This is a genomic window from Nostoc sp. (genome assembly GCF_036919575.1).
Classification (GTDB): domain Bacteria; phylum Cyanobacteriota; class Cyanobacteriia; order Cyanobacteriales; family Nostocaceae; genus Nostoc.
In genome coordinates this window covers 88,115-100,957 of the sequence record NZ_JBALBY010000131.1, presented here as the reverse complement: position 1 = coordinate 100,957, position 12,843 = coordinate 88,115, and the positions used below count along the sequence as shown (strand labels likewise).

18 protein-coding genes are annotated in these 12,843 nt (G+C 40.8%); 10 read left to right on the top strand and 8 right to left on the bottom strand.

What is annotated here, in order from left to right; all coding sequences use genetic code 11:
• Positions 1–201: 201 nt before the first annotated feature.
• Positions 202–654, bottom strand: a complete 453-nt coding sequence (locus V7K27_RS36020; protein WP_334953655.1) for a hypothetical protein — start codon at positions 652–654, stop codon at positions 202–204.
• The gene (locus tag V7K27_RS36015) at positions 651–953 is read right to left on the bottom strand and encodes a hypothetical protein (protein WP_334953653.1); all 303 of its coding nucleotides are present in this window, start codon (positions 951–953) and stop codon (positions 651–653) included. The genes V7K27_RS36020 and V7K27_RS36015 overlap by 4 nt, the downstream gene beginning before the upstream one ends.
• Before the next feature lie 121 nt (positions 954–1,074).
• On the opposite strand from V7K27_RS36015, the gene V7K27_RS36010 reads away from it, so the two are divergent.
• Complete coding sequence (locus V7K27_RS36010; RefSeq protein WP_334953651.1) at positions 1,075–1,230, top strand: hypothetical protein; 156 nt, start codon at positions 1,075–1,077, stop codon at positions 1,228–1,230.
• Positions 1,231–1,323: 93 nt separating this feature from the next.
• Here V7K27_RS36010 and V7K27_RS36005 read toward each other — a convergent pair whose 3' ends face one another.
• From V7K27_RS36005 to V7K27_RS35995, 3 genes are all read right to left on the bottom strand, one after another.
• Positions 1,324–1,737 (bottom strand): type II toxin-antitoxin system VapC family toxin, encoded by a 414-nt coding sequence (locus tag V7K27_RS36005; RefSeq protein WP_334953649.1) that lies wholly within the window; start codon positions 1,735–1,737, stop codon positions 1,324–1,326.
• Positions 1,734–1,970, bottom strand: coding sequence for a hypothetical protein (locus V7K27_RS36000; RefSeq protein WP_334953648.1), 237 nt, complete (start codon positions 1,968–1,970; stop codon positions 1,734–1,736). The genes V7K27_RS36005 and V7K27_RS36000 overlap by 4 nt, the downstream gene beginning before the upstream one ends.
• 435 nt (positions 1,971–2,405) lie before the next feature.
• Positions 2,406–3,134: a hypothetical protein gene (locus V7K27_RS35995; protein ID WP_334953646.1), complete on the bottom strand. Its 729-nt coding sequence runs from the start codon at positions 3,132–3,134 to the stop codon at positions 2,406–2,408.
• 118 nt (positions 3,135–3,252) lie between these two features.
• Here V7K27_RS35995 and V7K27_RS35990 point away from each other — a divergent pair, with 118 nt between their 5' ends.
• From V7K27_RS35990 to V7K27_RS35965, 6 genes are all read left to right on the top strand, one after another.
• A complete protein-coding gene (locus V7K27_RS35990) occupies positions 3,253–3,672 on the top strand; it encodes a phage integrase N-terminal SAM-like domain-containing protein (RefSeq protein WP_334953699.1) in 420 nt (139 codons plus the stop codon).
• A 90-nt stretch (positions 3,673–3,762) separates the two neighbouring features.
• Positions 3,763–3,870 carry a hypothetical protein gene (locus tag V7K27_RS35985; RefSeq protein ID WP_334953697.1) on the top strand — a complete coding sequence of 36 codons (108 nt, stop codon included), beginning with the start codon at positions 3,763–3,765 and terminating at the stop codon, positions 3,868–3,870.
• A 247-nt stretch (positions 3,871–4,117) separates the two neighbouring features.
• The gene (locus V7K27_RS35980; protein ID WP_334953696.1) at positions 4,118–5,926 is read left to right on the top strand and encodes an ABC transporter ATP-binding protein; all 1,809 of its coding nucleotides are present in this window, start codon (positions 4,118–4,120) and stop codon (positions 5,924–5,926) included.
• 173 nt (positions 5,927–6,099) lie between these two features.
• Positions 6,100–6,717: a Uma2 family endonuclease gene (locus tag V7K27_RS35975; protein WP_334953644.1), complete on the top strand. Its 618-nt coding sequence runs from the start codon at positions 6,100–6,102 to the stop codon at positions 6,715–6,717.
• A gap of 272 nt (positions 6,718–6,989) precedes the next feature.
• On the top strand, positions 6,990–7,883 hold the full coding sequence (locus V7K27_RS35970) for a hypothetical protein (RefSeq protein ID WP_334953643.1): 894 nt from the start codon (positions 6,990–6,992) through the stop codon (positions 7,881–7,883).
• A gap of 195 nt (positions 7,884–8,078) precedes the next feature.
• Positions 8,079–9,167, top strand: coding sequence for an AAA family ATPase (locus V7K27_RS35965; protein WP_334953642.1), 1,089 nt, complete (start codon positions 8,079–8,081; stop codon positions 9,165–9,167).
• Here V7K27_RS35965 and V7K27_RS35960 read toward each other — a convergent pair.
• On the bottom strand, positions 9,116–9,394 hold the full coding sequence (locus tag V7K27_RS35960) for a hypothetical protein (RefSeq protein ID WP_334953640.1): 279 nt from the start codon (positions 9,392–9,394) through the stop codon (positions 9,116–9,118). The genes V7K27_RS35965 and V7K27_RS35960 overlap by 52 nt on opposite strands.
• A gap of 559 nt (positions 9,395–9,953) precedes the next feature.
• On the opposite strand from V7K27_RS35960, the gene rsmH reads away from it, so the two are divergent.
• The gene (rsmH, locus tag V7K27_RS35955; RefSeq protein ID WP_334953638.1) at positions 9,954–10,898 is read left to right on the top strand and encodes a 16S rRNA (cytosine(1402)-N(4))-methyltransferase RsmH; all 945 of its coding nucleotides are present in this window, start codon (positions 9,954–9,956) and stop codon (positions 10,896–10,898) included.
• Positions 10,899–10,911: 13 nt separating this feature from the next.
• Here rsmH and V7K27_RS35950 read toward each other — a convergent pair whose 3' ends face one another.
• Positions 10,912–11,100 carry a DUF6887 family protein gene (locus V7K27_RS35950; protein WP_334953637.1) on the bottom strand — a complete coding sequence of 63 codons (189 nt, stop codon included), beginning with the start codon at positions 11,098–11,100 and terminating at the stop codon, positions 10,912–10,914.
• 326 nt (positions 11,101–11,426) lie between these two features.
• Positions 11,427–11,660 carry a DUF6888 family protein gene (locus V7K27_RS36670; RefSeq protein ID WP_442947680.1) on the bottom strand — a complete coding sequence of 78 codons (234 nt, stop codon included), beginning with the start codon at positions 11,658–11,660 and terminating at the stop codon, positions 11,427–11,429.
• Positions 11,661–11,754: 94 nt separating this feature from the next.
• On the opposite strand from V7K27_RS36670, the gene V7K27_RS35945 reads away from it, so the two are divergent.
• Both V7K27_RS35945 and V7K27_RS35940 read left to right on the top strand, forming a co-directional pair.
• The gene (locus tag V7K27_RS35945) at positions 11,755–11,961 is read left to right on the top strand and encodes a glycogen debranching protein (RefSeq protein WP_334953636.1); all 207 of its coding nucleotides are present in this window, start codon (positions 11,755–11,757) and stop codon (positions 11,959–11,961) included.
• 288 nt (positions 11,962–12,249) lie between these two features.
• Positions 12,250–12,807 carry a methylmalonic aciduria and homocystinuria type D protein gene (locus V7K27_RS35940; RefSeq protein ID WP_334953635.1) on the top strand — a complete coding sequence of 186 codons (558 nt, stop codon included), beginning with the start codon at positions 12,250–12,252 and terminating at the stop codon, positions 12,805–12,807.
• Positions 12,808–12,843 lie beyond the last annotated feature (36 nt).

Here is a 12,843-nt window from a genome sequence, read left to right as displayed (position 1 = left end):
TGATGAGCGATCGCCCTACTTTGACCTGTGCAATTGCACCCTCTGGAGCTATATGTATAACGACGTATAACGGCTCAAATCAGCGACGGCAGCTAACCTCAGACTCAACACCAGTAGCTCTCAACCGTCCGCTGCATTTGAATTGTTATGCTGCGATCGCTACACAGATCGAGTTGAGCTTTACAAGAATTTGTAACGAATTCAATCAATCGATTGCCAATCTAACGCAGTAATGAATCGGTTCAGATGAGCCACATTAGTTGTCGCAATGATCCCCTCTGTCGTCTCATCACAGAGAAGACGCGCTTGAGAAGACAAAATAACATCTCCATCCAATGCCTTGGGATCTGCGGTGGGTTGTCCGGTTTGTCTTGCTTGGGCCCAAAGGCTTGCAGCTAGCAATATTGTATCTGTCTGAATCGGAATATATTCGAGAGTCTGCTTCAAATTATCGAGACGGCGCAAACTTTGCAGCAAGCCTGCCCGAAGCAACTCTCGGCGCACTTCATAATCTGCAATTTCGGGAATTGCAACCCTTTCCCCTCGTCGTAAAAGAGACTTTAGCCACAGTTGACAAGCAAGAGGAATACCTTTGGCTTTGGGATTCGTCACCATTCCTAATGGACCAGAATCCAGTAAAATCAGACGACTCATGGAAACAAGGGACGATCGGATAAACGATCTTCATCGAGAGCAGTTTTCAAAAAGTCCCAAGCCTGTTGATGTTCAGAAGCGTCTTCATCATCATCAAGCCAAGAATCCAAAAGGTCGATCGCGGCTTGATTTTTCCGTGATTGCTCGGTATTGACAATAGGTGAGGTATCTAATGGAATTCTCTGCCGAAACTGGCGCAAGGTTTCCAGTAAATCTGCCCAATACTCTCTGGGAGTTGCTTCAACTTCATGAAGCAGCAATTTGAGAGATATTATACCTGAGTTAGAACAGTCTGCCATAGATTAAAGATCGCAATGACTATTGGCTTAATTTTAACGCAGATACCGATGGAGTACAGAGAATTGACATTAAGCTAAAGGCGATCGCCCTCTCATTTTAGCCTCGCGATCGCATCCACGGTTGCAGCTTAAAGTGCAATCTGGCTTCTGGTTAGTACTGCCAGAGAAAAGTGATGCTGGGTTTCCTGTTGTCAACCCCGCCTACGGCGATAGGCGATCGCCCTACTTTGACCTGTGCAATTGCACCCTCTGGAGCTATATGTATAACGACGTATAACGGCTAAATTGAGCGGCTGCAAACCATCTTCGCAATACACCAATATCTCTCGACAGTCCGCTCCAATGATTTGTTAGGCTTAATGTAAGGTAGTCATTCTTTTAATAATGCCCGAAATCCTGCCTGCTGAAAATGAGTATCGGCAGTCAGTGCGTCAGTGATTCCTCGATCCTGCATCACGATGAATGATATACAGTCTACTAAACCCCATTCTTTGTCTTCTCGTTGCTTAAACAAATTGAATGCTGATCTGTATAGGCTATTGGTTAATAAAACAACTTCGACACTGGGATCAGTTTCGAGGGATTCCAAAAGTTGGATTGCTGCCGCTCTGTATCTTTGCTTTGAAAGCGCATTACCTATTTCTAGCAAGATCGCCTGAGTTGTCACTAAACGGGTTCTGTTAGTCTCAATTTGATTAGCAAGCTTAACAGCAAGTACATGATTTTGATCGGTGACCGAAGATAATGCGATCGCAAAAGAAGTATCTAAAAAAACTTCAGTCATTGTTCAGAAAGGGTTTCTCCATACAAGTATTGATCAATTTTTTCTGACCAATCTGGCTTACCCTGTAACTTTAAAGACTGAGCAGTTTGAAGAAACGTTTTATGTGGTTTTACTTCATTAGGTAAAACACTTTCAACGATAATTCGCACCCTCGTACCTGCGGCTAGGTTTAAGGGTACTTCTAGTTGAAGGGCTGTTCCATCAAATACGGCTTCGAGTTCTTGTGGCATCATTCTCTAAAGGCTGAGGGCTATTTTAGTATAGCCCGACCATTACCTTTAGCCGTCAGGCGTGGCAACAGCCCTAATAATAGCGAGCAATAGTTGAAAAAAGGTGCGTTACATTTTATTAACGCATCAACTTGAAACAGCGGCACTTGCAACTGTTGCAATAACAGATACTATAATTGCAATATTTTCTGGATTCATTGCTTTTTAATTGCACTCACTTCTAAGCCGATTCACAAAGTAATACAGTATCTTGCAGACAACCTTAATACTCTGCCGAAGCAGATATCTTAGTAGGCTAACGATTGAGTTCAGCGGTGGCAGATAACCTTGAATTCCCTGCCAGCAGCTTTCAACCGTCCGCTGCCATGACGTGTTAGCTGGCTGTTGACCCAACCAACTACTCTCTTCTGAACCTTGCACTACTGTCTTCATTAACTGTTATATTTTTGTTTTAATGTACTGTTTTGCTACATCACGAATGAAATCATGAGCTTCATTGAGTTTCATCGCTGATGTTCGATTCTCCTTAAGATTCTCCTTAAAGCCATGACGAGAATGAATGCCGGACAGTGAATAGTTATTTGCAACATTAGTAAATCTTTTTCTGGCTTCTGAATCAATAGACAGAGTTATTTCTTCTTTTTTTGAAAGGTACTCTATAGATTCGAGAATCTTGTAGTATGTAACCCAGTTGTTCTCCATGTTGAAATATTTAAAAATCAGATATATGCCTTCATCTTCAGTTGCTTTGTTCAGCAACACAAGACGAATATCAGACTTTGCTTTTTGAAGTTCATGGGCTACAGCTTCTTCTGAAATATCTGGTTTCCCTAGCAAACCAAAGCAATCAGGATTTTCATAGTAATCCTGCCTTAAGCCATTATTCCATAACTGCTCTATCTCAACCTTCCAGTAACTACTGTCGAACAATGAGCGTGCCCCATTAAAAAGAGAAATTAGCTCGTAACCTATCTGCCATACAATTTTATAATCGTTCTCGTCGTTGCAATATATACTTTTAAGTCTATAGTCGTTTACTGAGCAATCATTCCAAAAATCTGGCACTTCATAAATATGAAAGTAATTGCTCCCTATTTTTTGAGACAGATCCCATAAGGTTTGTGGCGAACCTCTCAATAAAAATTCCCACTCATTGTTTATAAACAATGACACCTCCAAAGATATATTGATAAAAATCAACAATCGTAAATAACCTTAAACGCAGTTTCAATCACCTCTCAGCCTCATCGATCGCCTTCTAGATACTTTGCATATCCTATAAACCATCTCAACTAACTGCCACAACAGACAACCTCCTGGGTGCTTTCGCGCTCACCAACAACCCTATATCCTTTTTTATAATAAGCGCCATCCTAAAGATATGGGGAGTAAGGAAATTGAAGAATTTTTAACACATCTTGCTGTAAATAAAAATGTGGCTGCATCAACGCAGAACCAAGCACTTCATGTTGTTCTTTTTCTCTACAAAGAGGTATTAAAACAAGATTTAGATTTGAAAGTCGATGCGGTTCGTGCAAAGAAATCTAAATATTTACCAACCGTTTTGACAAAAGATGAAGTTTTAGCAATTATTCAAAAATTATCCGGCGTACATCAACTTTTAATTAAGTTACTTTATGGCACAGGATGTGAAGTTCGTCGTCATCACCTTCACGAAACTAGTTTACAAAAAGCGTTAAAATAAGGGGTTCGCCAAGCTGGTATTCAAAAAAAAGTGGGTTGTCATACGTTTCGCCACAGTTTTGCTACCCATTTATTATAAAACGGTTACGACATCCGCACAGTGCAGGAATTACTCGGACACAAGGATGTAAAAACCACGATGATTTACACCCATATACTTAATAGGGGTGGCAAAGCTGTTCGTAGTCCGCTTGATTAGAACTACTGGCATATATATATTTTGCATGAATTTTGAACACCTAAAATGGTACAAAGTTAACACCCTAGTGCGTCAGCCTACGGCATAACACACCCTACAAAACTAGTTTTTAGGTTTCAACTTCGGGGTTTTCAGCCAACATTCTGATAAAAATGTAAAATTTATAAAGATTAATATAGAGTTAGGTAGATCCGCCCAAGCTGGGGTATCTCGCGCAAAGAAATATGAAAATTAAAAAAAAAGAAATATCTTACGCCAATCACTGACGGTTTTCCGCTACAGTGGACGGGCTGTAAACTTAGTATGGACTACTAGCCGATCGCTGACTATTCTTCTGGCTAGTTTAACAATAGTTGGTGGTCTTTTACCGGCGGCGATATCTTACATTGGTAAGTTAATTGTTGATGCGGTGGTGTTTGCCTCTCAAGTTAATTCACACAGCAATGGTTTTGTGAATATTTATCCCTCTCTGTGGTATGTAGGATTAGAAGCGATCGCTGTAATTTTACTAGCAGGCAGTCAACGGGGACTGATTATTTGTCAATCGCTATTGCGGGCGCTAATGGGTCAACGAGTGAATGTACTCATATTAGAAAAGGCGCTGACACTAGATCTTAGGCAGTTTGAAGACTCAGAATTCTATGACAAATTGACCAATGCACGACGAGAAGCATCGGTTCGTCCTCTTTCCTTAGTAAACCGCACATTTGGGTTAGTGCAAAATGCTCTTTCCCTTGTCACCTACGGTATTTTGCTAGTAAATTTCTCAGTTTGGGCGGTGGTAATGCTGATTGTGGCAGCTATGCCCGTATTTATTGCGGAAACTAAGTTTGCTGGAGAAGCCTTTCGCTTGTTTAGTTGGCGTGCGCCCGAAACTCGTCAACAGCACTACTTAGAAAACCTGCTAGCAAGAGAAGATTTTGTCACAGAAGTCAAACTCTACCAGCTGGGAGAGATGTTGCTAGGACGTTACCACGACCTGTTCGATCAACTCTATGGCGAAGACCGCGATTTGACTCTGCGGCGAGGATTGTGGGGGTATCTCCTAAGTTTAGTCAGTACTGGTGCTTTTTACGTAGCTTACGCTTGGATTGTGCTGGAAACAGTTCTCGGTAAGATTTCCTTGGGAGATATGACGCTGTATATCACAGTGTTTCGCCAAGGACAATCTACTTTTTCCAATGCCCTGACTTCTATTGGAGGGATGTATGAGGACAACCTATATCTATCAAATCTCTATGATTTCCTGGAAGAGGAAGTACCAAAGTCTTGGGGGAAGGCAACTATTGGTTTAAATCCCGAAGATGGTATCCGTTTTGAGAACGTATCATTTACTTATCCAGGAAGTTCCAAGCCAGCGTTGAGAAACATTTCGCTACACTTGAAACCCAGAGATAAACTGGCAATTGTGGGTGAAAACGGTTCTGGTAAGACTACCTTAATCAAACTACTTACCCGACTCTATACCCCGGACTCTGGGCGAATTTTCTTAGATGGCTTGGACTTACAAGAGTGGGATGTGGATGTGTTGCGGCGCCGCATTGGTGTAATTTTTCAGAACTTTGTCCGCTACCAGTTCACTGTGGGAGAGAATATTGGCGTGGGCGATGTCGAATATCTCGAAAACAAAACCAGTTGGCAAACTGCTGCCCAAAAAGGCATGGCGCAATCTTTTATTGACCAATTACCCGAAAGCTTTCAGACTCAGCTTGGTCGTTGGTTTAAGGGAGGACAGGAACTTTCGGGGGGACAGTGGCAGAAAATTGCTTTATCTCGTGCTTTTATGCGATCGCAAGCAGATATCTTAGTATTGGATGAACCAACATCAGCAATAGATGCCCAAGCTGAGTTTGAGATTTTCAATCATTTTCGCGCTACTACTCAAAATCAGACGGTACTTTTGATTTCCCATCGCTTCTCGACGGTACGAATGGCTGACAAAATCGTAGTTATAGAAGACGGGGAAGTTATAGAACAGGGAAGTCACGAAGAGTTGTTACAGCTAGGGGGACGTTATGCCAAGTTGTTTCTGTTACAAGCAGCTGGTTATCAATAAGCAGTCTTTGTGAATTTAGATAGCGATGCCTAGGTTGAGCTGCGCCTACGCACACTTTGTACAAAGTACATAACATCTCTATCTAACCACGTTAAACTGTTCGGTAAACATGGGTAAAATCTCTTTCGTGCCTAGACGCTCCGTATCGTTAAACATTGCTACCTGATAAAATTATGCAAATAACACAACAGCGATATTATACTCCAGAGGAATATTTAGAGCTAGAAGAAGCTGCTGAGTACAAAAGTGAATACATTGATGGGCAAATAATTTCTATGGCGGGTGGAACAGTAAATCACAATCGTATAGCTGGTAATTTCTATGCTGTGTTAAACTTCGCGTTCAGACAACAAGAATACGAAGTGTTTAATAGCGATATGCGTCTGTGGATACACCAAAAGCGTATCTACACGTATCCAGATGTGACAGTAATAGTCGGTGAACCAGAATTTTTCAACAACCGTACAGATATTATTACAAATCCCCAAGTTATTGTTGAGGTTTTGTCTAAATCTACTAAAAACTACGATCGCGAAGATAAATTTCAGGCTTACCGAACTATTTCCACTTTCCAAGAATATTTATTAATTGACCAAACTCGGATTCATGTAGATCAATTTTCCAAAACTGGGAAAAAGCAATGGGCGCTTCGTGAATATGATGAAGAAGATGATGCGATCGCACTTGCAACCGTACCCTTTGAGATTTCTTTGCAAGATTTATACAACAAAGTGAAGTTTGAGCTTGTTGAATCGGAACGGGAAAGTGCTGACGTTGAGGAATTGGGGTAAGGGTGCGTAGGCGCAGCCCATCGTTCGCGTCTTGCAGAGAAGATATCGCGTAATTTATCTTACTTGACAAGGGCGTAGGCGTAGCCCGTCGTAGACATCGCCTGTTTTTGCTAAAGTGACCCGAAAAGATTTGGTGAATTGAAAAGAGTGCTTAATTACAGAAAAATTAAGTTCCTGTGAGGCTGTTGGTAAGATAGTGCTTTAAGAGTAGTGATAGGGCAATTTTTAATAAGTTGGTGTAAGCTGTTGAATATCTAAATATTGAATTAACTATGAAGGCGACTAATACAAACATTATTGCTCAACTGAACAGAGCTACAGAGGGTTTAAACTACTCATGTGCAGGAGATTCATCAGTGGGAACTTTTATTTGGGAGGTAGCCGATAAGGGTGAGTTCAGTCTAGAAAATATGTTTAAGTTATTACCGTTAGAAGTAGATTGGATTGAAGAGATATATACAAGATGTAGCCAGTTAGTCAAAGCAGCATCAAATAATTGGACTGTTATAGTAGATGAAGAAAGATGTGTTTTGGAACTCTATCACATTTATCTAGAATTTGGAGAATTTTTGTTGTCTTTTTTGCCAGATTTGGAAATTTATAAAATAACTATTGATAAGACTCTTCTTCATTCTCACATAGACACCAAAGATGGCTACTGCAATGCTGGAAAATGCTACATAGGAAGAACAATAGACGGTGATTGGATTGGTCTAGCTAACAGATATCCTGTTGATTTTCTAGCAACTAGCGATGAAGATTTCTTCCCAAAAACATCCAATTTATTTGGACAAAATACACACAAGTTTTTGCAAGAAATAGCAGGATTTATGAAAGTGCTATATCAGTCATGTCTTTCTCATTACCTCGCATTTATACAAGGTAGAAAATCTTTTGATCCCAATCCATTTTACATATTCAATGATATTACTTGGGAAGTTGCAGTAACCAAAGAATTGCTCTTAAGAAAACTGCTATATTCCATAGGTATTATTAGTACTCGAAGATTTGGCGGTACTAGTTTTCCAGATGTTGATGATATTCTACGGCTACATTTAAAAAACCTGAGAACATATAATTTTCTAGGGACAAATCTTTGCTGGCTAGGCGAAACTCAGGAAGGTGACTGGATTGGTGTTAAAGCATACTGTTACCCATCAGGGTAAGCACATATTGTCAATCAAAGACCTTAATCTCAATAAAGACTAAAATAATCGCATTAATGCCTACTTATTCACAAGATTTTAAGCGTAGGCGTAGCCCGCCGCAGGCATCGCCTGTTTTTGCTAGAGTGAGGAGTGTTAGGACTGCTTATACTAATACCAGTCATTAACTCTTTGTTGTCTCCGGCTAGCAAAATTATGTTGAAGACGATAAAAATAGAGAATTTCCGTGGTTTCCAATCTTTCGAGCTTCAGAAAATTGGTAGAGTCAACCTACTTGTTGGTAAAAACAATAGTGGTAAAACATCAATACTAGAAGCTATTCAACTTCTATGCTCACGGACTAATCTTGAGCCACTTGCTGAGGTTATGACTAACCGAGGTGAATATTCTTGGAATGATAATCAAAGAAAAAATCGTGAGCTTGATATTTGTCATCTTTTTTATGCACATGAGATTCAACCAGACAGCAAATTTTGTATATCCGGTATGAATGATAACATTAAAGAAGAGATTACTGTTAATATAGGAGCGCGTTACTTTCATCTTGATGATGATTTTGGTAAAGAATTCAATGGAGAATCTAGTAGTTTCAATGAATCTTCAATTCAAATAAAGGGTCTTAATTTGGGTATCAACTGGACTCGTGGTGAGGAAACAGAAATTTTGACCTTTCCCTTATCAAATAATAGTGGTTTGGATTTAGGTTATGTTCAACGATTCCGTCGAAATGGTAAAAATCCACTACCAAATACCCAATTCGTCACATCATCTTCTTTAGGAACTGAGAAGATGATTGAACTATTTGATCAGATAGCACTAACGCCTGAAGAAAAACTTGTAGAGCAAGCACTTCATAGAATAGACTCTAAAATTCAACGGATTGCTCCCGTTAGTTCTCGAAAGTCCAGGTATTCCTTAGATTCGCGGGGTGGTTTCCGTGTGCTTCTTTCTGATAGTAATCAGCGTGTACCAATTGGCAGTATGGGTGATGGTATTTGGCGTATTTTAGGACTAGCACTAGCTACAGTGTGTGCTAAAGATGGATACTTATTTGTTGATGAGATTGATACTGGACTACATTTTACGGCAATGTCTGATATGTGGAAACTGATTTGGGAAACAACCAAAAGATTAAATGTGCAAGTTTTCGCAACTACTCACAATAGTGATTGTTGGACAAGTTTAGCCAGTATTGCACAGCAGGAAGATGCAAATGAGGATGGTATTAGAATTCACAGAATTGAAAAAGGTAAAGAAACAAGTGTTTTCTTTTTGACCTTGTGAAGTTGGGCAGCATTGTAAATGCCTACACCAAGATTGAGTATATTTACTCCTAGATTAGCAATGTTAAACATATCAATAGCTGGTGGTCTAACGGATTGAATAGTCTCTCCACTTGCTCTATGGCGAGTACCCCAAGTACCTGCTTCACCTTCGACTACCTTATAATCTGAGGCATCTCCTCCCTTAAACAAATGTGGTTCTGGTTTCTGAGTGAAAAGATTATTCATAATTGTTTGTCAAAATAGACTTAGTCTTAGTATTCCCAGAAATAATCTTGGTGTATCACTCCTTCTCTACAAAAGAGCGATCGCCCCTTCCCCACCAACTTAGATAAAATCACTATGGTGCTACTTAACCCGAAGACTGATGAAAAGCAATCACGAGAGAATAGGGCTTTAGGCTAGGGGTATAGTAAGCGATCGCTCCATCAAGGAGATAACGGGAAAAGTCAGAACATATATCAGGATGTTGGGTTACGCAAAGCCTCCACCCAACCTACAATTTTTTTGCAAAATTTTAGCCAATAGGGTCTACTACAAGACTACCGAGATTTTTTCAGAAATCAAATATGATTCCTATAGATGATACTGCTATCTCTAGTAATGTGGAATTTGTGTGTCGTAACCCTCAAAATCGAGCGGGTGTTCGATTGCTGTTATCCTGTTGTTTGGCAAAATCTCATAAACCAAATCTAGATATTCGCAAACCTTATACCGAAATTAGTTGGTTTAGACTGTTATTCAGGCCGGACATACGATGAAGCATATATCACGAGCTTTATTAAAGATGAAATCAGATTCACAAACACCGCTAGATTTAGAAGAATTGGCTTTTTCCCATATTCCCGTTTTGGGGCGAGAAGTAATTGAGGGTTTAGCGGTGCGTCCGGGCGGGCATTATTTAGATGTGACGGTAGGCGGTGGTGGTCATAGTCGCCTGATCTTAGAAGCTGCGGCGGATGTGCGGGTAACGGCTGTTGACCAGGATGAAGATGCTTTAGCAGCAGCGCAGAAGAATTTAGCTGAATATAGCGTTAGCGTTAGCGAAGCGTCTCCGTCAGGAGAAGTTCCTGCGAAGGAGGCTCGCATACAATTTATTCATTGCAACTTTGCTGACTACGAGTTTACGCCTAATACTTTTGACGGTATTATCGCCGATTTGGGGGTGAGTTCTTACCATTTAGATCAGCCAGAACGGGGTTTCAGCTTTCGCCAAGCCGCAAATTTGGATATGCGAATGGATCGAGGGCGATCGCTAACTGCTGCTGATGTGATTAATAATTGGGATGAAGCAGATTTAGCAGACATTTTCTTTAAATACGGTGAAGAGAGATTGTCGCGGCGCATTGCGAGACGCATTGTAGAACGGCGTCCGTTGCACACAACTGTTGAATTGGCTGATGCGATCGCTTCCTCAGTTCCTCCCAAATACCGTTATGGTAGAATTCACCCGGCTACCCGTGTTTTTCAAGCTCTGCGAATTGTCGTCAACGATGAGTTAAAATCCCTAGAAACCTTTTTGGATAAAGCCCCAAATGCCCTTGTCCCCGGTGGCAGAATTGCGATTATCAGTTTTCACAGTTTGGAAGACCGCCCGGTGAAACATGGTTTAAGAAATTCACCTTTATTAAAGGTCTTGACAAAAAAGCCGATTATTGCTAAGGAAGAGGAAATTGGTCATAATCCGCGATCGCGATCGGCGAAACTGAGAATAGCCCAAAAGCTGCTGTAACTACAATGCAGGCTTAACCGGCTCCATCTCGTGGTTCAGAACTGCTGCGAATACGCTCAATGAACTTAGGATAATTTTCTAAATCCTGTTCTGACTGTAACGGCGGCATTTCAATCCAATTACCTTCGACATGCAGCTTATCCACATAAGCGTAGAAGGCTTCCTGATCTTCCCGATGAGCAAGAACGTAATCATTTGACACTCTCCGGGCTGAAGCCACGGAGATTCTTGGTTCAGCGAGTCCACTTAAATTAGACCCCTTGCGGTATCTAACCCAGAGGTGGTTCTCTCCCCAAGCGTTAACTTTCCGAGTGCCCCTCGGTAGTTGGATTACTCCAAAAATTTGCTTGATTTAAATTCTGATTGTCTAGTCTCCATGAAGATTTTACCTATTCCTGGGAAGGAGCTAGAACTATGGAATAGAACCCCATATCTTCAATTGTCAAGGTGCAGATTGCCGTTAGGCAGTTGGGTTTTTATACAGGTTAATTACCGTTCCTGTTGAGTTGAATTATACTATATATTGGCTCAGGCGTAAACGCCTTTTTTAGCCTTCAACACGCAGCCTAAAGTACGAAAAACGCAACTGTGTTGCTGTTTCTCAAGGGTTTTCGGCATTTCCCTTATAATATTTTCCTCACCTGCCAAGAAGAATAGATTTTCTGTCCGTTCATCCATCCGAACGATATTTATAGGCAAGTAAAGCTTAGTAAACCAGCAGCACAATATGTAGCACTGTGTTTTTTGTTCTGGTGTAGGAATAATCTGAACTCCAAAACATTTGTACCCCGACTGATTGATAGTATTCTAAAATGACGAATAGCTTTTTTCGCTAGACTTTTCGAGGGAATACTCCATGACTATTTGGGTAAATGAGCAAATTGATCCGTCTGGGATGATTCATGCCTGTATTGCCTGTTGTAATGAATCTCAAGCTAAAGATTGTCATGATTCCTATGAGAATAATTTAACTGAGACACAAAAGGCAGCAGGTTGGGTAGCACGATTGCGGACAGTCGATTCTTGGGATGAGGTGCCAGTGAATTCTTTAAAACTCGATTAATTCGGGTCATTTTTGGGGATTTTGATCGGCCAAATTTTCGGAGATCCGGCGTAGGCATCGCTTGTCTACCCCACGCTGCATCTATGCTAACGCCTACAGCGATCGCTGCAAATCCCATTAGAACAGGTTAATAAAGGATAAAATTCGGATTAAAATTATCAACTTATTAACAACTGCTGACAAAAAAACTGACATATTAGAGAAGATTGATGATTTTTTGGAACTTTTAAGAGCTATCATCTATACCGGAGATTAAATTAAAAAACTTGCATAAACCGAATCAATTTAGTGAACTATCCCAAGGTTTACACTTCGGAGCAAGCCTGTCCCATTAACTTAGTTGCCGAAACGGGACAAGCGGTTCAAATTTCAATTCATCCTCCCAGTCAATATATCTGTGCCAACTGCGAACGGATATTACCAGATTGGAAACGGCAGCCATTTTTACGAGTAGTGATTGTCTTACAGCAATCGCGTTATCAACTAGTGGAAAGGACGGTAGAAGTAGAGACAGAGAAAGAACGCTTGCGAGAAAAGTTTATGAGATTTGGCTGCGATTTAGCATTTAATCTGCGCGATCGCGGCTATTTAACCGACCTGATCGACCCTCGTACAGGCTATCCTTTATTGTCCCATCCCGGAGCAATTCCCCATGATGATACAGCAGTTGTCAAAGCTTTGCTCAACTATCCAGTGATTAAAAATCAATGTCGTGTGTTAGTGCATCCCGACTGGGGTGCAGCAGTTTATCCTAGCATTTTGATATCAGAAGCTCCCCCAATTGCGATCGAATTGGTTACTAAAAGCATAGCAGCCATGCATGGGTGGAGAGAAATTGATTATTAGTCATTGGTCATTTGTCATTTGTCATTTGTCATTTGT